Genomic DNA, 18,896 nt, shown 5'->3' with positions numbered 1-18,896 from the left:
GCGAAACGCCTGGGGCTAAAGCGTTAACAGATGACTGCCTGCCAGCGATAGTGCCGCGTGGCGTCGCCAGCCTGCACCGGCTGGCGAAACGCCTGGGGCTGAAGCGTTAAAAGATGACTGCCTGCCAGCGAGCGTGGAGCGTGACGTCGCCAGCCTGTACCGGCTGGCGAAACGTCTTAGGTTGGAACGTTAAGGATTACTGTCTGCCAGCGATCGTGGAGCATGACGTCGTCAGCCAGCACCGGCTGGCGAAACGCCTGGGGCTGAAGCGTTAAAAGATGACTGCCTGCCAGCGAGCGTGGAGCGTGACGTCGCCAGCCTGTACCGGCTGGCGAAACGTCTGGGGCTAAAGCGTTAAAAGATGACTGCCTGCCAGCGATGGTGCCGCGTGGCGTCGCCAGCCTGCACCGGCTGGCGAAACGTCTGAGGCTGAAGCGTTAAAGAATGCCGGCCTGGTAGAAGTCTTGCAGGTTGATGGCGCCGACCAGTAAACCGGCGTCATCCACCACCGGGGCGGCGGCAATTTTGCGCTGCATTAAGCGCTCTTTGGCGTCCACGGCGCGGCTGCCTGCCTCCAGCGTGATGCCGCCGGGCGTCATCGCTTTATCGACCTGCGCGGTTAGCGCCCCGCCTGAGACCAGCCAGCGGCGAAGATCGCCATCGGTAAATACCCCTTTTACATGGCGCTGGTTGTCGCAGACTGCCACCAGACCCAAACCGGTGCGGCTCAGTTCCAGCATCGCGTCCATCACGCTGGTGGTAAGCTGCACCTGCGGGATTTGCTCCTCTTTGCGCATCAGATGGTGCACTTTATTGAGCAACCGCGCGCCAAGTGCGCCAGCCGGGTGAGAGCGGGCAAAATCCTCTTCATCAAACCCGCGCGCCTGCATCACCGCCATCGCCAGCGCATCGCCCATCATCAGTGTGTTCACCGTGCTGGAGGTGGGAGCCAGGTGCATCGGGCAGGCTTCGCGCTCCACCGAAATATCCAGCACTGCCCGCGCGGCAAGCGCCAGCGGGGAACGGAGTTTACCGGTCATCGCCAGCAGCGCGACGGATTTCTCTTCAAGGCGCGGCAGGATCAGATCCAGCTCTTTTGCCGAACCAGAATAGGAGATAAACAGCATCACGTCGCGGCTTTCAATCATGCCGAGATCGCCATGCAGCGCTTCCGCCGGATGGACAAAAAATGCCGGTGTGCCGGTGCTGGCAAGCGTCGCGGCAATCTTTTTGCCAATATGACCGGATTTACCGATGCCGGAGACGATGATTTTCCCCTCGCAATTCAGCACGGTTTCAGCGGCGCGCACAAACGCCTCGTCAAGACGATCCGGCAGGCGGCTGGCTTCCTGAAGCTCCAGCAGCAGGGTTTGCCGTCCGGCGTTAATTAATGACTCACTCATGTTTTTCTCCGGCAATGATCACTTCAACCCCTTTGGCTTCCAGCGCGGCGCGCACGTCAGCGGCGATCCCGGAATCGGTGATCAGTTTATCCACGCTTTCCAGGCTACAAACCACGTTCGGGCTTTTACGGCCAAATTTGGAGGAGTCCGCCATCAGGATCACTTCCCGCGCGGCGTTGCACATCGCTTTACTGACGGTGAATACCTCGTTAAAGGTGGTGACACCCGCCTCTAAATCGATGCCATCGGTGCCCATAAACAGCTTGTCGAAGCTGAAATGCTCAAAGGCGTTTTCCGCCAGTTGGCCGTGAAACGAGGCCGATTTCTTACGGAAAGTGCCGCCCGGCATCAGGATCGTTTGCTCGTTATCCAGCTCAGAAAGGGCGTTAACGATATGCAAACTGTTGGTCATTACCGTGATGTTATTGAAGTGGCTGAGCAGCGGCACCATTTGCAGCACCGTACTGCCCGCATCAAGGATGATCGAATCGCCGTCGTGGATGTAGGTCACTGCCGTTTCGGCAATCAGCCCTTTTTGCACGGTGTTGATAAGCGTCTTGTGATCAATCGGGGGATCGGCTTCATCTTTGTTGAGCACCACACCGCCATAAGTGCGGATCACCGCGCCGGAATGTTCCAGCGCGACGAGATCTTTACGTATGGTTGTCCCTGTGGTGTCGAAGTAAGCTGACAGCTCTTCAACAGAACACTTTCCCTGCTTTTGCAGATGCTCAAGAATAGCCGCCTGACGCTGACGTGGTTTCATAGGCGCTGATATCCTGCGTTACGTTGCGAAATGATAATTTCGCAAGCTATTAGCGTTCACAACGAAATTATCAATGTTTCATTTTAAGCGCTAATGATAGTGCATTCTGACAGCTCGGATCATGGGGAAAGATCACATCAGGCTCTAATTCCTCTCTTTTAATCCCTTTCAGATAGTCAATTTTTGTGGGGCGGGCAAAAACGGTGAGACCGCGCATTAGCAAGGTGTCCGTTACGCGGTCTTGCTGATCGAAGGCCACGGCCAGCACCACGCGCGGTTTGAAACGCCCGCCGGAGCGCCCGACGCCGACGCGCCCGCGCTGGCACAGCGTATCAAACGCTTTATTAAACTGGCGGATTTGCCAGCCACCCAGCGCCATCTGGCAGAGCCAGGCAATGGCGGCAACGGTGATCAGGGCTGAAACCATAGCACTCTCCTTTTAAATCAGGCCCCCGCGCGGAGGGCCACGCAGATCAGAACATTACCTGGCCGCCGGTGACATTAATCGACTGGCCGGTGCAGTAAGAGGCTTTAGGGCTGGCATAAAACATCAGCACGTTCAGCACATCCTGGTAGTCGCAGCCGCGCTTGAGCGGCACTTTGTCGATGTAATATTGCTCCACTTCATCCGCCGCAATGCCCAGTTTGCTGGCATATTGCGGGATAAGTGACTGGAACATCGGCGATTTCAGCAGGTTACCCAGCATCAGCGAATGCACGGTAATGCCGTACTCCGCCAGATCCAGCGCCAGTGATTGGGTCAGCCCCACGCCGCCGAACTTCGCTGCGCTATAGCCCGAGTTGTGCTTGCTGCCCACTTTGCCGGATTTGGAGTTGATCTGGATGATGCGCCCCTGAATGCCGTCGCGAATCATCAACTTCGCGAACTCGCGTGCGCAGAGGAAATAGCCCACCAGGTTCACCTGCAAGGAACGGTCGAAATCACCGAGCGCAAAGTCGCTGATAAACGCCGCTTTGGCAATGCCTGCGCTGTAGACCAGCAAATCCGCGCGGCCAAAAATCTCATCCACGCCGCGCGCCAGAGCCAGCACGCTGTGCTCGCTGGTGGCGTCCGCGCCAAAGCCGTAGGCCATCCCTTCGCCAAACTCGCTGTTGATCTCCTGGGCGACATTTGCCGCTTTATCACTTTGAATATCCACTACCGCCACGCGGTAACCTTCTGCGGCAAGCCCACGGCTAAGGAACGCCCCAAGGGTTTGTCCTCCACCAATGACAACGGCAACCTGTTTCATACTCTTCTCCTTACGACTTAAGCGACAAATTTCAAAATGCAGCCGGGGGCGATACCGTCCGGCACCGGGCCTGCGACGTGTACCGTTCCGGGGTATTCCGCCTGCGTTTGCCCATCGAAACGCAGGGTGATATGACCCAGTTCACGCAGATTCTGCTCGGCGACATCACCGACGGCGGTGACCGGGTAGCGACGATCGCCAAGTTCAAACTGCGCGCCGGGTAACAGCGCGCCCGAAAGCGCACCGTGGTTATGGATAAAACAGAACTCGGCGACATCCGCAGGCGCGCCTTCGCGGAAGGTGATCAGCATGTTGTCACTCAGCGCGTCCGGGGCGCTCTCACCGATATGGGTAATGGTGGTTTGATAAATCACACTCATAAAACACCCCTTATTGATAAATGAAACCGGAGACAAACCAGGCGACCAGCACCGTTGGCGCACCGGTTAAAAAACGGCTGACCAGTACGGAGGGGACACCGACGCGCACGGTATCCTGACGCGCTTCCGCCAGCGACAAGCCCACCGGGATGAAGTCACACGCCGCCTGGGCGTTGATGGCGAACAGCGCGGGCAGGGCGAGATGCGGCGGGATATTGCCGAGGCCGATCTGTACGCCAATCAGCACGCCAATGACCTGGGCAATCACCGCGCCTGGGCCGAGGAAGGGCGACAGCAACGGGAAGGAGCAGATAAGCGCCAGCGTCACCAGCCCGAGTGGATGGCTGGCAAGCGGCGCGAGGCCGTGGGCAATCCAGTCGCCAAGCCCGGAGGCCATGATGATGCCGATGAGCGCCGAGACGAAGGCCATAAACGGCAGAATAGTTTTCAGCACTGTGTCGATGGTGTCGCGCCCGGCCTGAAACAGCACCGCGACCGCCGAACCCATGCCCATGCCGACTTTTGCCAGCAGGCCATCGCTCTGCTCGGTGATTTTTTTGCTGGTGTCGTAATCCTTCGCGACCGGGCGTTTTGGTGCGGCGGTTGGCGCGTCACCGTGCAGATGGATATTGTCCTCTTTCACTCCGGAAACATAGATATCTTCCAGGATGTACTGCGCCAGCGGGCCGGATTTCCCTGTCGCGTGGATATTCACCGTCGGGATGCGGCGTTTCGGATAGATACCACAGCGCAGCGTACCGCCGCAGTCGATCACCGCGACGCCAATCTCCTCTGCTGGCGGCTCGCCCTCTTTAAAGCCGTCAACCGCCTGCCAGCCGGTGAGTTGCGCCAGTTTATCGACGATCGCCGGGCGGGTGCCTGCGGTGATATAGACGATTTTTTTCTCAGTGCTGGCGTCGATTTCCAGCGGGCCGCCCCAGCCGCCGGTGCCTTTTTCAATCACTATGCGCGTCATGATGTTGCTCCAGCGAGTTGGACTTTTTGTTCAAGTTGAATGCCCATTTTCTTCTCGAAAATGGAAGTGGTGAGGTCGGTAACCCAGCCGCGGAAGAAGTTGGTCACCAGGCCGACCAGCAGGTAGCTCACCGCCAGCGGGCCGAGCGGCAAGCCCAGCGTTGTCAGACCGTTGGCGATCCCCAGATAGACAAACAGCTCGCCGGGGTTGATATGCGGAAACAGGCCATTCATTGAGTGGCAACTGTAGGACGCGGCAGCGTAATAACTGGGTTTGTACTTTTCTGGCATAAAGCGCCCGAGGCTTAGTGTCATGGGGTTGCAGAAGACAAACGTGCCGATGCAGGGCAGCAGCAAATAGCGGGCAAGGGGATTGCCCGCGCAGCGCTGGGCAAATTTTTCGATCCGGTGTTGGCCAATAAAGTTAATCAGTGCGTTCATGATAACCAGCAGGCTTATCAGCAGGGGCAAAATACCGGTCACCATGCCGGTGAACACTTCGCCGCCTTTCTGAAACAGCCCGATGAACCATTCGGCACCATGCGTAATGGTTTCCATTGTTCTCTCCTGTAGGGTTGTCGTTTTGTTGTTTAACCGTGCACTATCATAATCATTATGAAAGGTTGAAATGTGTTATTTAGATCTCGTTATGAAAGAAAAAATGATCATTGTGAAAGTTTTTGCGAGAGTGAGCGGAATTAAATGAACGCGTAATGGAAGGTGAAAAAGTGAAGTGAGATCGCGTACGCAGGCGTTACGGCGCTTCCTTGTCGGTAGCCAGATGCTTTACCATACTTGCTCCTGGCTGATTCGTTTAAAATGGAAGTCCCATGTTGAAGCGTTGTTACGCAGCATTACTGCCTGCGTTTGTTGTGCTCTGTGCCTGTAGCAGTAAACCCCCGCTTGCTGAAACCCCGCAAACCGCGTCGCCCGCGCCTTCCGGCGGTTTTCTGCTTGAGCCGCAGCACAATGTTCTGATGACCGGCGGTGACTTTGCCAATAACCCGGCGGCGGAGCAGTTCATCAATATGATGGTCAGCAAGCACGGTTTTGACCGCCAGCAACTGCATGAAATTCTCTCGCAGGCCAAACGCCTGGACTACGTGTTGCGCCTGATGGATAAGCAAGCGCCGACGACAGCGGGACCCACCGGGCCGAACGGCGCCTGGCTGCGCTATCGCAAGCAGTTCATCACCCCGGACAACGTGCAAAATGGCGTGGCGTTCTGGAATCAGTATGAAGACGCGCTTAACCGCGCGTGGATGGTTTACGGTGTGCCGCCGGAAATTATCGTTGGCATCATCGGCGTGGAAACCCGCTGGGGCCGCGTGATGGGCAAAACGCGTATTCTCGACGGGTTAGCGACGCTGGCCTTCGCTTACCCGCGCCGCGCGGAGTATTTCGCCAGTGAACTCGAAACTTTCCTGCTGATGGCGCGCGATGAAAGTGATGATCCGCTCGAACTGAAAGGTTCTTTCGCTGGCGCAATGGGCTATGGACAGTTTATGCCCTCTTCGTACAAGCAGTACGCCGTCGATTTCAACGGCGACGGGCATATCAACCTGTGGGATCCGGTGGATGCCATTGGCAGCGTGGCGAACTACTTCAAACAGCACGGCTGGGTGAAGGGCGATATCGTGGCGGTTCCGGCCAACGGCCAGGCACCGGGGCTGGAAAATGGCTTTAAAACCAATTACAGCGTCGGGCAACTGGCGGCGGCGGGTTTAACACCGCAACAACCGCTGGGCGCGCACCAACAGGCGAGCCTGCTGCGCCTTGATGTGGGCACCGGCTATGAGTACTGGTACGGTCTGCCGAACTTCTTCACCATTACCCGCTATAACCACAGCACGCATTACGCGATGGCGGTCTGGCAGCTCGGCCAGGCGGTTTCACTGGCGCGCGTTCGCTGATCCCTCTCCCCTCCTGCGGGAGGGGAATCTGAAACATTTCGATGCACTCCCGTTACGCATAGCGATTTACTTAATCATTCATACTGATTATTGTTACGTTATAACATATGAGGTGTGTGAATGATTCCCGTAACGCTGTTTTCCCTTTCCGGCACGATCCGTTTAGTGCTGGCTGCCGCACTATTAGCGGTGCTTTGGCTCCTGACTAGCTGGGCGGTTGCGCTGCCATGATTGAACTTGACCACCTGGTCGCAGGCTACGATCGCCTCGCGATCACGCCGGCGCTGTGCGGCACGCTGGCGCGAGGCAGTATGACGGCGATTGTTGGCGCGAACGGCTGCGGTAAATCGACCCTGTTAAAAACGCTGGCCGGATTTTTACCGCCGGTGAGCGGTGTTTTGCGCTGGCAACCGGCGCGGCCCGTCATCGGCTGGCTGGCGCAGCGCCACGCGCTGGAATCTCAATTTCCGCTCACCGTGCAGGACGTGGTGAGTATGGGCTGCTGGCCGCGCGTTTCGCTGTTTCGCGGGTTGAACCGCGATGCCCGTAGCCGCATCGCTCAGGGGCTGGAGCGCGTTGGGCTGACAGCAATGGCGCGCGAGACGATTGATACGCTCTCCGGCGGGCAGTTTCAGCGCATGTTGTTTGCCCGCGTCTGGGTGCAGAACGCGCCGCTGGTGATGCTCGACGAGCCGTTCACCGGTATTGATGAAGCCACATCGCAACTGTTGATGGAGCAGATTGTGGACATGCATCGCGGCGGGCAAACCATTATTGCCGTGCTGCACGATAGCGAGCGCGTGTCTCGCTATTTCCCGCAAACGTTACGCCTCGACGAACGCGTGGCACAGTGGGGCGCGACAGCGCATTTCGCGACAATAGATGAGGCGTGCAGCGCATGATCTGGCATCTCTTTTTCCAGCCGTTTATCGAGTTTGGCTTTATGCGCCGCGCACTGGTGGTGTGTCTGGCGCTCTCCATCAGTACCACGGCGCTGGGCGTTTTTTTGCTGCTGCGGCGCATGAGCCTGATGGGCGATGCGCTGTCGCACGCCATTCTGCCGGGCGTGGCGGTGGGGTATTTGCTGAGCGGCATGTCGCTGCTGGCGATGAGTACCGGCGGTTTTATCGCCGGGATCGTGGTTGCGCTGGTTGCCGGGTGGGTAAGCCGCCGCACGCCGCTGAAAGAGGATGCCAGTTTTGCCGGTTTCTACCTCGGTTCGCTGGCGCTCGGCGTCACGCTGGTTTCGCTGCGCGGCTCCAGTGTCGATCTGCTGCATCTGCTGTTTGGCTCGATTCTGGCGGTCGATCGCGACTCGGCGCTGTTTGTCGCAGGAGTGGCCAGCCTGACACTGATGATGTTGGCGTTTTGCTATCGCGGCATGGTCAGTGAAGCGTTCGACAGCGCGTTTTTGCAGGTTAACGCCCCGCGTGCACCAGGCCTGCTGCACGGGCTGTTTCTGGCGTTACTGGTGCTTAACCTGGTGGCCGGGTTTCAGGTGCTCGGCACATTAATGGCCGTAGGCGTGATGATGCTCCCCGCCGTGGCGGCGCGCTGCTGGGCGCGGACATTACCGGGATTATTATGGCTTGCGGCCAGCATTGGAGCGCTGTGCGCGTGGCTTGGGTTAAGCCTGTCGTGGATGGCGGGATTACCCGCCGGACCGGCGATTGTGCTGACCGCCAGTATTGTCTTCTTTTTTTCCATTTTATTCGGCACGCGCAGTGGGCTGGCTCGCAGCCTGCGCGCACTTTTAACGTAGCAAGGGGAAATGATGAAACGGACAGGGCTTATTCTGGCGCTGGCGCTCGGCCTGGTGGCGCAGGGCGCAATGGCAAAAACAGTAAATGTGGTCGCCAGCTTCTCGATTCTGGGCGATATCACCCGGCAAGTCGGCGGCGATCACGTCAAGGTGACGACGCTGGTGGGGCCGGATGGCGATCCGCATACCTTTGAACCGTCGGCGAAAGACAGCGCACTGCTTAACAGCGCCGACGTGGTGGTGGTGAACGGCCTGGGGCTGGAAGGCTGGTTAGATCGTCTGGTGAAAGCCTCTGGCTTTAAAGGCCAGCTTGTCGTCGCATCAACCGGCGTTGCAACGCATACGCTGGAAGAAGATGGCGCAACGGTGACCGATCCCCACGCCTGGAACAGTGCGGCGAATGGTGCGCTGTATGCGAAAAATATTCTTGCCGCGTTGGTGAAAGCCGATCCGGCTGACGAAGCCGCGTTAAATGCCTCCGGTCAGCGTTATATTGACCAGTTAACTAAGCTGGATAGCTGGGCGAAAGAGCGCTTCAGCGCGGTACCGCAGGCGAAACGCAAAGTGCTGACCAGCCACGACGCGTTTGGTTATTTTGCTCGCGCTTACGGCGTTGATTTCATGGCGCCGCAAGGCATCTCTTCTGAAAGTGAAGCCAGCGCCGCGCAGGTCGCTTCGCTGATCAAACAGATCAAAGCCGATGGCGTGAAAGTGTGGTTTATGGAAAACCAGCTGGATCCACGGCTGGTGAAACAGATCGCCAGCGCAACCGGCGCGCAACCGGGTGGCGAGCTTTATCCGGAAGCGTTAAGCGCCAAAGGCGGGGTGGCAGATACCTATCAGAAAGCCTTTCGTCATAACGTCGACACTATCTATAACAGCATGAAGTAACAGGCAATAAGCCATGCAGGCCGGCGCTCGCTGGCCTTTTTTCGGAAGCCTCCTCGTAAATTCGCCATCCCGTCTCCATCTTTTCACGGAAAGTGGTATCTTTTCCGCCACAGTTTTTAGACGCACGGGAGCCATCATGACGGACAATGAATTAATGCAGCTCAGCGAACGCATCGGGCTGGCGCTCAGGGCGCGCGGCGCAACGCTGACAACGGCGGAGTCCTGTACTGGCGGCTGGGTGGCGAAGGTGATCACCGATATCGCTGGCAGTTCCGCCTGGTTTGAACGCGGGTTTGTTACCTACAGTAATGAAGCGAAAGCCCAAATGATTGGCGTACAGCCCGCCACGCTGGATGCGCACGGTGCGGTCAGCGAGCCGGTGGTGGTCGAGATGGCAATTGGCGCGCTAAAGGCAGCGCGTGCCGATTATGCGATTTCCATTAGCGGCATCGCCGGGCCGGATGGCGGCAGCGACGAGAAGCCGGTTGGCACGGTTTGGTTTGGCATTGCCAGCGTCAGCGGGGAAGGGATCACGCGCCGTGAATGCTTCTCCGGCGATCGTGAAGCGGTGCGCAGACAGGCCACCACCTATGCCCTGCAAACCCTTTGGCAACATTTTCTACAAAATGCTTGATACTGTATGACTGTACAGTATAATTGCGACAACAGAACAGTAATTCACCGCGGAGCGTAACGCGCTTCACTCTGCATGAAGGAGTAATCATGGCTATCGACGAAAACAAACAAAAGGCGCTTGCAGCCGCACTGGGTCAGATCGAAAAGCAATTCGGTAAAGGCTCCATCATGCGTCTGGGTGAAGACCGTTCCATGGATGTGGAAACCATCTCTACCGGTTCGCTCTCGCTGGATATCGCGCTGGGCGCTGGCGGTTTGCCGATGGGGCGTATCGTCGAAATTTACGGGCCTGAATCTTCAGGTAAAACGACGCTGACCTTGCAGGTCATTGCCGCAGCACAGCGCGAAGGTAAAACCTGTGCGTTTATCGATGCTGAACACGCGCTGGATCCGGTTTACGCTCGCAAACTGGGCGTTGATATCGACAATCTGCTCTGCTCTCAGCCGGATACCGGTGAGCAGGCGCTGGAAATCTGTGACGCGCTGGCGCGCTCCGGTGCGGTTGACGTGCTGGTGGTCGACTCCGTTGCAGCGTTGACGCCGAAAGCGGAAATTGAAGGCGAAATCGGTGACTCTCACATGGGCCTTGCGGCACGTATGATGAGCCAGGCGATGCGTAAACTGGCTGGTAACCTGAAACAGTCCAATACGCTGCTGATCTTCATCAACCAGATCCGTATGAAAATTGGCGTAATGTTCGGTAACCCGGAAACCACCACCGGCGGTAACGCGCTGAAATTCTACGCCTCTGTGCGTCTGGATATTCGCCGTATCGGTGCGGTGAAAGAGGGTGATAACGTGGTCGGCAGCGAAACCCGCGTTAAAGTGGTGAAAAACAAAATCGCTGCGCCGTTTAAGCAGGCTGAATTCCAGATCCTCTATGGCGAGGGCATCAACTTCTACGGCGAGCTGGTCGATCTTGGCGTGAAAGAGAAGCTGATTGAGAAAGCCGGCGCCTGGTATAGCTACAACGGTGACAAAATTGGTCAGGGTAAAGCGAACGCAACAACCTGGCTGAAAGAAAACCCGGCGGCAGCAAAAGAGATCGAGAAAAAGCTGCGCGAAATTCTGCTCAGCAATCAGAGTTCTTCCGCTGAATTCACTGCCGATGGCAATGACGAAGACGTTGAAGAAACCAACGAAGATTTCTGATAATTTGAATGGTAATCAAGGGCTGCTGATGCAGCCCTTTTGCTTTTCTACGAACACAGGATCAAGCCATGTCCGAGAACCCTTCCCGACGCTCCGCCGTTTCCCGCCTGCGTGACCGGGCGATGCGGATTCTGGCGATGCGCGATCACAGCGAAAAAGAGTTTCGCCGCAAATTAACCGCGCCAGTAATAAGTAAAAACGGCCCGGAAGAACTGGATATCACGCCGGAAGAGGTCGAAGAGGTCGTGGCATGGTGTCTGGAGCATAACTTTCTTGATGATATGCGCTTTGTGCGCCAGTTTATCGCCAGTCGTGCGCGCAAAGGTTATGGTCCGGCACGCATTCGGCAGGAGTTAAATCAAAAAGGGATTTCGCGAGAAGACAGCGAAAGCGCGCTACGCGAATGCGATATCGACTGGGTGGAGAGTGCCCGGGCGCAGGCGCAGCGCAAATATGGCGAACCGCTACCGACTGAATATGCGGCGAAAGTAAAAGTGCAGCGTTTTTTGCTCTATCGCGGCTTTATGCAGGAAGATATTCAGGAAATATGGCGAAATTTTGCCGACTGAGCGCATACGGGATTTTACTTCGCAGTAAAGAAAACTTATCTTATTCCCACTTTTTCCAGTAGCTGGCGCGTTTTCCATGTATGGCAACGGCCGGTTACCACATTTCGTTAGCTTGATTTCAGGATAATTATGAGCAAGAGCACCGCTGAGATCCGTCAGGCGTTTCTCGATTTTTTCCATAGTAAGGGACATCAGGTAGTTGCCAGCAGCTCCCTGGTACCGAATAACGACCCGACTCTGCTGTTTACTAACGCCGGGATGAACCAGTTCAAGGATGTATTCCTTGGGCTCGACAAACGTAATTATTCCCGCGCTACCACAGCACAGCGTTGCGTTCGTGCTGGTGGTAAACACAACGACCTGGAAAACGTCGGTTACACCGCACGCCATCACACATTCTTTGAAATGCTGGGCAACTTTAGCTTCGGCGACTACTTCAAACATGATGCTATTCAGTACGCATGGGAACTGCTGACCGGTGAGAACTGGTTCAACCTGCCGAAAGAGCGTCTGTGGGTGACGGTATACGAAACGGACGACGAAGCGTACGAAATCTGGGAAAAAGAAGTGGGCGTGCCGCGCGAGCGCATTATCCGCATCGGCGATAACAAAGGCGCCGCTTACGCTTCTGACAACTTCTGGCAGATGGGCGATACCGGTCCATGCGGCCCGTGCACCGAGATTTTCTACGATCACGGCGACCACATCTGGGGTGGCCCTCCGGGCAGCCCGGAAGAAGACGGCGACCGCTATATCGAAATCTGGAACATCGTCTTTATGCAGTTCAACCGCCAGGCCGATGGCACTATGGAACCGCTGCCGAAGCCATCCGTGGATACCGGTATGGGCCTGGAGCGTGTTGCCGCGGTGCTGCAACATGTGAATTCCAACTACGAAATCGACCTGTTCACCAGGCTGATTCAGGCGGTGGCAAATGTGACCGGCGCGACAGATTTGAGCAATAAGTCGCTGCGTGTTATTGCCGACCACATTCGTTCTTGTGCCTTCCTGATCGCCGATGGCGTCATTCCGTCGAACGAAAACCGTGGCTATGTGCTGCGTCGTATCATTCGTCGTGCGATTCGTCATGGCAACATGCTGGGCGCGAAGGACACCTTCTTCTATAAACTGGTAGGCCCGTTGATTGAGGTGATGGGTTCCGCCGGTGAAGATCTGCAACGCCAGCAGGCGCAGGTTGAGCAGGTTCTGAAAACCGAAGAAGAACAATTTGCGCGTACGCTGGAGCGTGGCCTGGCGCTGCTGGACGAAGAGCTGGCAAAACTGAAAGGTGACACGCTGGACGGCGAGACCGCTTTCCGCTTGTACGATACGTATGGCTTCCCGGTGGATTTAACCGCCGATGTCTGCCGTGAACGTAATCTGAAAGTTGACGAAGCAGGTTTTGAAGCCGCGATGGAAGAGCAACGCCGCCGCGCGCGCGAATCCAGCGGTTTCGGTGCAGATTACAACGCGATGATCCGCGTTGATGGCGCTTCGGAATTTAAAGGCTATGACCATCTGGAACTGAACGGCAAAGTGACTGCGCTGTTTGTCGATGGTAAGCCGGTTAACGCGATCGCCGCAGGTCAGGAAGCGGTTGTTGTTCTTGATGAAACGCCGTTCTACGCCGAGTCTGGCGGCCAAGTGGGCGACAAAGGCGAACTGAAAGGTAATGGCTTTGCCTTTGCCGTACAGGATACGCAGAAATACGGCCAGGCGATTGGTCATCTCGGCAAGTTGAGTAGCGGTTCGCTGAAAGTGGGCGACGGTGTGAAAGCGGAAGTCGATGAAGCGCGCCGTGCGCGTATTCGTCTGAACCACTCTGCCACACACCTGATGCATGCCGCGCTGCGCGATGTGCTCGGTACGCACGTTGCGCAGAAAGGCTCTCTGGTCAATGACAAAGCGTTGCGCTTTGACTTCTCCCATTTTGAAGCCATGAAGCCATCGGAAATCCGTGCGGTAGAAGATCTGGTGAACGCGCAAATTCGCCGTAACCTGCCAATCGAAACCAACATCATGGATCTGGAAACGGCAAAAGCGAATGGTGCAATGGCGCTGTTTGGCGAGAAATACGAAGACCGCGTGCGCGTGCTGCGCATGGGTGATTTCTCGACTGAACTCTGCGGCGGCACACATGCTTCCCGCACCGGTGATATTGGTCTGTTCCGCATTGTGTCTGAATCCGGCACAGCGGCAGGTGTGCGTCGTATCGAGGCCGTTACCGGTGAAGGCGCGATTGCCAGCCTGCATGCGCAGAGTGACCAATTGCATGATGTTGCGCAGTTGTTGAAGGGCGACAGCCAGAACCTTGGCGATAAAGTGCGTACTGTTATCGAACGTACTCGCCAGCTGGAAAAAGAGTTGCAGCAGCTTAAAGAGCAGGCGGCAGCGCAGGAGAGCGCTAGCCTGTCCGGTAAAGCTATCGATCTTAACGGCGTAAAACTGCTGGTTAGCGAACTGGCTGGCGTCGAGCCGAAGATGCTGCGTACCATGGTGGACGATCTGAAAAACCAACTGGGTGCTTCAGTGATTGTGCTTGCCACCGTGGCGGAAGGAAAAGTTTCCCTGATTGCGGGTGTGTCGAAGGATGTGACCGACCGTGTGAAAGCAGGGGAATTGATTGGTATGGTTGCCCAGCAGGTCGGGGGTAAAGGTGGCGGACGTCCGGATATGGCGCAAGCCGGCGGTACAGACGCAGCCGCACTGCCTGCCGCTCTCGCCAGTGTAAAAGACTGGGTAAGCGCTAAACTGTCATAATTACAAAGCGAAAGCAGACGCCATAACCTTGCGGTTATGGCGTTGTTGCCACTACGCTATTGATAACGATAAAGTCAGGTTGAAGTCTTGTATATCGGCTAAACTTAGGTTTAACAGAATGTAATGCCGTGACTGCTTACACTTAGGTGTTTGTCATCGCTTACTTTTTGGCGTTATATGATGGATAATGCCGGGATACAGAGAGACCCGACTCTTTTAATCTTTCAAGGAGCAAAGAATGCTGATTCTGACTCGTCGAGTTGGTGAAACCCTCATGATTGGGGATGAGGTCACTGTGACTGTATTAGGGGTTAAGGGTAACCAGGTTCGTATCGGCGTTAACGCCCCTAAAGAAGTTTCCGTTCACCGTGAAGAGATCTACCAGCGTATCCAGGCTGAAAAATCACAGCAGTCGAACTACTGATGCCATTATCGCGTCTCGCTGTTTTCCGGCGAGACGCAACTCCTCCTCTGATTTTCCCCTCAATACGTTTCCTTTTTATTTCATACTCGTTGTTTTTCCCTGTTACCCGCCTGTTGAGATGGAATGTCTTTGCCATTTTTTTACAGCGAAACGGCAGAATTTCTGCTGATAAAACATCCTTTTTGGCCTTTTTGCAGGCTAATTGCCTGCGAAGTGTGCAAACGATTCAGGGGCTGGAAAAAGTGTTTGACTTATAAGTCCCAGAAAGTAATATGTGCGCCACGCAGCGACGATGAGCCCTTAACAAGTTCTTCGAAGCACTCGAAAGAGGCGCGTGTGGTGAGGTGGCCGAGAGGCTGAAGGCGCTCCCCTGCTAAGGGAGTATGCGGTCAAAAGCTGCATCCGGGGTTCGAATCCCCGCCTCACCGCCATTTTGCATCCGTAGCTCAGCTGGATAGAGTACTCGGCTACGAACCGAGCGGTCGGAGGTTCGAATCCTCCCGGATGCACCATCTTGCTCAGTGTGGCGAGGTAACGCAGCACTGAATCAGCGTTGTAAAGTAAGTTTCCCGATGCATCCGTAGCTCAGCTGGATAGAGTACTCGGCTACGAACCGAGCGGTCGGAGGTTCGAATCCTCCCGGATGCACCATTCTTGCTCAGTACGCCGATGTTATGCAGATATGAATCTGTGTTGTAAATAGCATTTCCCGATGCATCCGTAGCTCAGCTGGATAGAGTACTCGGCTACGAACCGAGCGGTCGGAGGTTCGAATCCTCCCGGATGCACCATCTTCTTGATACACAAACCTGTTTATTCTTTCAGTCTGGCGAAATTACTGCCGGAATCAGAAAGAATTGCGCTGTTTCAGAAACGGTCTGAAGTCGAGGCAACGCCGGGTCATTTTTCCGGATTTGTTTGGTCATGAAGGTCTGAATCTGTAGCGTAAAAACATTTCCCGATGCATCCGTAGCTCAGCTGGATAGAGTACTCGGCTACGAACCGAGCGGTCGGAGGTTCGAATCCTCCCGGATGCACCATCTTCTGTAATACCCCGTCGATTTATTCCCTCAGGTTTAGAGCATCTTTTGCTGATACCAGCAAGAATAACGCTGTTCTGGCAATACCCTGCAAGCTAAGCAAAGCCATTCTCCTGACCACATCACTTTAGTAAAATACAAAACTTTGTCTTACCGGTTATCCCGCCAAAATCATGCGTAACACTATGCTTCTCACTCGCTGGCAGCGACAAAAATCACTGTTTACGTTAAAGTAACTGTTTGTTATCCGCTTTGTGAGAACATGATGTACGAACGTTACGCTGGTCTGATTTTCGATATGGATGGCACTATTCTTGATACAGAGCCAACTCACCGTAAAGCCTGGCATGAAGTGCTCGGGCGTTATGGGATGCGTTTTGACGAACAGGCAATGATTGGGCTTAACGGCGCTCCAACCTGGCGTATCGCACAATCCATTATTGAAGCCAACCAGGGCGATCTTGATCCGCATCTGTTGGCTCAGGAAAAAACGGCGATGGTAAAAGCGATGTTGCTGGACTCTGTTCGCCCATTGCCGCTTATCGAGGTCGTGAAAGCGTGGCATGGTCGCCGTCCGATGTCTGTAGGAACGGGCAGTGAAAGCGCGATTGCGGAGGCGCTGCTGGCACATCTTGGGCTGCGGGGTTACTTTGACGCCGTTATCGCAGCCGATCATGTTAAACATCACAAACCCGCGCCCGATACTTTTCTGCTTTGTGCACAAAGCATGGGGGTGGAACCGACGCAATGCATCGTTTTCGAAGATGCGGATTTCGGGCTTCAGGCGGCGCGTGCAGCCGGTATGGACGTCGTGGACGTTCGCTTATTGTGAGTGACACACTGTCGCTGTTGTCACTGTTTTCCAGCAGTTTTCTCAGCGCCACGCTGTTGCCTGGCAATTCTGAGGTTGTGCTGGTTGCCATGCTCATTTCTCACGTTAGCCAGCCCTGGCTTCTTGTTGTAATAGCAACAATGGGTAATAGCCTTGGAGGGCTGACTAACGTTATTCTTGGGCGTTTCTTCCCGCAGCGTAAAACATCGCGCTGGCAGGAAAAAGCGACTGAATGGCTTAAACGATACGGCGCGGCAGCGCTGTTGTTAAGCTGGGTGCCTGTTATAGGCGACTTGCTGTGCCTGCTGGCAGGATGGATGCGCTTGTCGTGGGGGCCAGTAGTAATTTTTTTATGCCTTGGCAAAGCGTTGCGCTATCTGGCGATTGCCTTTGTAACGCTGCAGGGTATGACGTGGTGGCACTAATTGGACTGAGTGAGTGACCTTTAATCGTCAACCATTACAATTATGCTTAATAAATGATTATGACAGGCGGGAGGTCAATTTGATCCCGGACGTATCACAGGCGCTGTCCTGGCTGGAAAAACATCCTCAAGCTCTGAAGGGGATACAACGCGGGCTTGAGCGTGAAACGCTGCGCGTAAATGCGGATGGCTCTCTGGCAACTACGGGTCATGCGGCTGCGCTTGGCTCAGCACTGACCCATAAATGGATCACTACCGATTTTGCTGAAGCACTGCTGGAATTTATCACTCCGGTAGATGGCGATATCGATCATATGCTGACTATCATGCGCGACATTCATCGCTACACTGCACGCCAGATTGGCGATGAACGCATGTGGCCGTTGAGCATGCCGTGTTATATCAAAGATGGTCAGGATATTGAGCTGGCGCAGTACGGCACGTCCAATATTGGTCGCCTGAAAACGCTCTACCGCGAAGGGCTGAAAAATCGCTATGGCGCGCTGATGCAAACCATTTCCGGCGTACATTACAATTTCTCGCTGCCAATGGCTTTCTGGGAAGCGAAAAGTGGCAGTACGGATAAAGAATCGGTATCGGAAGGGTATTTCCGCCTCATCCGCAATTACTATCGGTTCGGCTGGGTGATCCCGTATCTGTTTGGCGCTTCGCCAGCAATTTGCTCGTCGTTCCTGCAAGGGAAACCGACAACGCTGCCGTTTGAGAAAACGTCTACCGGTATGTACTACTTGCCGTATGCGACCTCATTACGCCTGAGCGACCTTGGATACACCAATAAATCGCAAAGTAATCTTGGTATTACCTTCAATAACCTGCACGACTATGTGGTGGCGTTGAAGCGCGCAATTAAAACGCCTTCTGAGGAATACGCCAAAATTGGTCTGAAAAAAGATGGTAAATACTTACAGATCAACACCAATATTCTGCAGATTGAAAACGAGCTGTATGCGCCCATTCGCCCGAAACGTGTGACCCGTAGTGGCGAAACACCATCGGATGCGTTGCTGCGCGGCGGCATTGAGTACATCGAAGTTCGTTCTCTGGATATCAATCCGTTCACCGCCATTGGCGTTGATGAGCAGCAGGTGCGCTTCCTCGATCTGTTTATGGTCTGGTGCGCGCTGGCTGATGCGCCGGAAATGAGCAGCGATGAATTACTGTGCACCCGTACTAACTGGAATCGCGTGATTCTTGAGGGGCGTAAACCCGGTTTGACGCTCGGAATGGGCTGCGAAACCGCACAGTTCCCGCTCGCTCAGGTCGGTAAGGATCTGTTTAGCGATCTGAAACGAGTAGCGCAGACGCTGGATGGCGTGTACGGTGGCGAAGAGTACGAAAAAGTGTGCGACCAGTTGGTTGCCAGCTTCGACGATCCAGAATTGACATTCTCTGCGCGCATTCTGCGCTCGATGATTGATAATGGTATTGGCGGCACGGGGAAAGCCCTGGGGGATCAGTATCGTTCGCAGCTGCGTGAAGAGCCACTGGAAATTTTGCTTGAGGAAGATTTTATCGCCGAGTGCAAAGCGTCGCTGGTGCGTCAGGCAGAGGTTGAAGCCGGAGATTCGGAGTCATTCGAGGCGTTACTCGCGCGCCACGCTTGATACAAAAGAAAAAGGCCACATCTCTGTGGCCAAAATTTCATCTCTGAAGATCAGGGATGATGATAACAAATGCGCGTCTTTCATATACTCA

The 18,896-nt window shown here is 55.2% G+C and carries 20 protein-coding genes and 5 tRNA genes; 18 read left to right on the top strand and 7 right to left on the bottom strand.

What is annotated here, in order from left to right:
* The first annotated feature begins 113 nt into the window (after positions 1-113).
* The gene (locus tag DFO56_RS24770; protein ID WP_158539536.1) at positions 114-275 is read left to right on the top strand and encodes a hypothetical protein; all 162 of its coding nucleotides are present in this window, start codon (positions 114-116) and stop codon (positions 273-275) included.
* A gap of 162 nt (positions 276-437) precedes the next feature.
* Here DFO56_RS24770 and gutQ read toward each other — a convergent pair whose 3' ends face one another.
* The 7 genes from gutQ to srlA form a co-directional block, all read right to left on the bottom strand.
* Positions 438-1,403, bottom strand: a complete 966-nt coding sequence (gutQ, locus tag DFO56_RS19805; RefSeq protein ID WP_045510965.1) for an arabinose-5-phosphate isomerase GutQ — start codon at positions 1,401-1,403, stop codon at positions 438-440.
* Positions 1,396-2,169, bottom strand: a complete 774-nt coding sequence (locus DFO56_RS19800) for a DNA-binding transcriptional repressor (protein ID WP_020454933.1) — start codon at positions 2,167-2,169, stop codon at positions 1,396-1,398. The genes gutQ and DFO56_RS19800 overlap by 8 nt, the downstream gene beginning before the upstream one ends.
* A gap of 70 nt (positions 2,170-2,239) precedes the next feature.
* Positions 2,240-2,596 carry a transcriptional regulator GutM gene (gutM, locus tag DFO56_RS19795; protein WP_020454932.1) on the bottom strand — a complete coding sequence of 119 codons (357 nt, stop codon included), beginning with the start codon at positions 2,594-2,596 and terminating at the stop codon, positions 2,240-2,242.
* A 46-nt stretch (positions 2,597-2,642) separates the two neighbouring features.
* Positions 2,643-3,422 (bottom strand): sorbitol-6-phosphate dehydrogenase, encoded by a 780-nt coding sequence (gene srlD / locus DFO56_RS19790; RefSeq protein ID WP_017459304.1) that lies wholly within the window; start codon positions 3,420-3,422, stop codon positions 2,643-2,645.
* 17 nt (positions 3,423-3,439) lie between these two features.
* Positions 3,440-3,802, bottom strand: coding sequence for a PTS glucitol/sorbitol transporter subunit IIA (srlB, locus tag DFO56_RS19785; RefSeq protein ID WP_020454931.1), 363 nt, complete (start codon positions 3,800-3,802; stop codon positions 3,440-3,442).
* A 10-nt stretch (positions 3,803-3,812) separates the two neighbouring features.
* Entirely contained in the window at positions 3,813-4,778 is a 966-nt protein-coding gene (locus tag DFO56_RS19780) for a PTS glucitol/sorbitol transporter subunit IIB (RefSeq protein ID WP_020454930.1), read from the bottom strand.
* On the bottom strand, positions 4,775-5,335 hold the full coding sequence (srlA, locus tag DFO56_RS19775; RefSeq protein ID WP_045510963.1) for a PTS glucitol/sorbitol transporter subunit IIC: 561 nt from the start codon (positions 5,333-5,335) through the stop codon (positions 4,775-4,777). The genes DFO56_RS19780 and srlA overlap by 4 nt, the downstream gene beginning before the upstream one ends.
* A 272-nt stretch (positions 5,336-5,607) precedes the next feature.
* Between srlA and mltB the strand changes: the two genes are divergently transcribed.
* From mltB to gshA, 17 genes are all read left to right on the top strand, one after another.
* The gene (gene mltB / locus DFO56_RS19770; protein ID WP_020454928.1) at positions 5,608-6,690 is read left to right on the top strand and encodes a lytic murein transglycosylase B; all 1,083 of its coding nucleotides are present in this window, start codon (positions 5,608-5,610) and stop codon (positions 6,688-6,690) included.
* Positions 6,691-6,917: 227 nt separating this feature from the next.
* Positions 6,918-7,592: a metal ABC transporter ATP-binding protein gene (locus DFO56_RS19765; protein WP_045510953.1), complete on the top strand. Its 675-nt coding sequence runs from the start codon at positions 6,918-6,920 to the stop codon at positions 7,590-7,592.
* Positions 7,589-8,452: a metal ABC transporter permease gene (locus DFO56_RS19760; RefSeq protein ID WP_045510951.1), complete on the top strand. Its 864-nt coding sequence runs from the start codon at positions 7,589-7,591 to the stop codon at positions 8,450-8,452. The genes DFO56_RS19765 and DFO56_RS19760 overlap by 4 nt, the downstream gene beginning before the upstream one ends.
* A gap of 12 nt (positions 8,453-8,464) precedes the next feature.
* On the top strand, positions 8,465-9,343 hold the full coding sequence (locus DFO56_RS19755) for a metal ABC transporter substrate-binding protein (protein WP_045510948.1): 879 nt from the start codon (positions 8,465-8,467) through the stop codon (positions 9,341-9,343).
* 136 nt (positions 9,344-9,479) lie between these two features.
* Positions 9,480-9,977: a nicotinamide-nucleotide amidase gene (gene pncC / locus DFO56_RS19750; protein ID WP_045510941.1), complete on the top strand. Its 498-nt coding sequence runs from the start codon at positions 9,480-9,482 to the stop codon at positions 9,975-9,977.
* A gap of 89 nt (positions 9,978-10,066) precedes the next feature.
* The gene (gene recA / locus DFO56_RS19745; RefSeq protein ID WP_020454923.1) at positions 10,067-11,131 is read left to right on the top strand and encodes a recombinase RecA; all 1,065 of its coding nucleotides are present in this window, start codon (positions 10,067-10,069) and stop codon (positions 11,129-11,131) included.
* A gap of 68 nt (positions 11,132-11,199) precedes the next feature.
* Complete coding sequence (recX, locus tag DFO56_RS19740; protein WP_045510939.1) at positions 11,200-11,700, top strand: recombination regulator RecX; 501 nt, start codon at positions 11,200-11,202, stop codon at positions 11,698-11,700.
* A 129-nt stretch (positions 11,701-11,829) separates the two neighbouring features.
* Entirely contained in the window at positions 11,830-14,460 is a 2,631-nt protein-coding gene (gene alaS, locus DFO56_RS19735; protein WP_045510936.1) for an alanine--tRNA ligase, read from the top strand.
* A 238-nt stretch (positions 14,461-14,698) separates the two neighbouring features.
* The gene (gene csrA, locus DFO56_RS19730) at positions 14,699-14,884 is read left to right on the top strand and encodes a carbon storage regulator CsrA (RefSeq protein ID WP_007370562.1); all 186 of its coding nucleotides are present in this window, start codon (positions 14,699-14,701) and stop codon (positions 14,882-14,884) included.
* A 338-nt stretch (positions 14,885-15,222) separates the two neighbouring features.
* A tRNA-Ser gene (locus tag DFO56_RS19725) sits at positions 15,223-15,315 on the top strand.
* Between the two features lie 4 nt (positions 15,316-15,319).
* Positions 15,320-15,396, top strand: a tRNA-Arg gene (locus tag DFO56_RS19720).
* 62 nt (positions 15,397-15,458) lie between these two features.
* Positions 15,459-15,535 (top strand) — tRNA-Arg (locus tag DFO56_RS19715).
* 63 nt (positions 15,536-15,598) lie between these two features.
* A tRNA-Arg gene (locus DFO56_RS19710) sits at positions 15,599-15,675 on the top strand.
* Positions 15,676-15,847: 172 nt separating this feature from the next.
* A tRNA-Arg gene (locus tag DFO56_RS19705) sits at positions 15,848-15,924 on the top strand.
* A gap of 265 nt (positions 15,925-16,189) precedes the next feature.
* Complete coding sequence (gene yqaB, locus DFO56_RS19700; protein WP_020454919.1) at positions 16,190-16,756, top strand: fructose-1-phosphate/6-phosphogluconate phosphatase; 567 nt, start codon at positions 16,190-16,192, stop codon at positions 16,754-16,756.
* Entirely contained in the window at positions 16,753-17,181 is a 429-nt protein-coding gene (locus tag DFO56_RS19695) for a YqaA family protein (protein WP_045510933.1), read from the top strand. The genes yqaB and DFO56_RS19695 overlap by 4 nt, the downstream gene beginning before the upstream one ends.
* Before the next feature lie 79 nt (positions 17,182-17,260).
* Positions 17,261-18,805 (top strand): glutamate--cysteine ligase, encoded by a 1,545-nt coding sequence (gene gshA / locus DFO56_RS19690; RefSeq protein WP_045510931.1) that lies wholly within the window; start codon positions 17,261-17,263, stop codon positions 18,803-18,805.
* Positions 18,806-18,896: the final 91 nt, after the last annotated feature.

The sequence above is a fragment of the Kosakonia sp. AG348 genome (genome assembly GCF_003337365.1).
Lineage (GTDB): Bacteria > Pseudomonadota > Gammaproteobacteria > Enterobacterales > Enterobacteriaceae > Kosakonia.
Note: the sequence above shows the minus strand (reverse complement) of the source record. Positions and strands in the feature narration are given on the sequence as shown.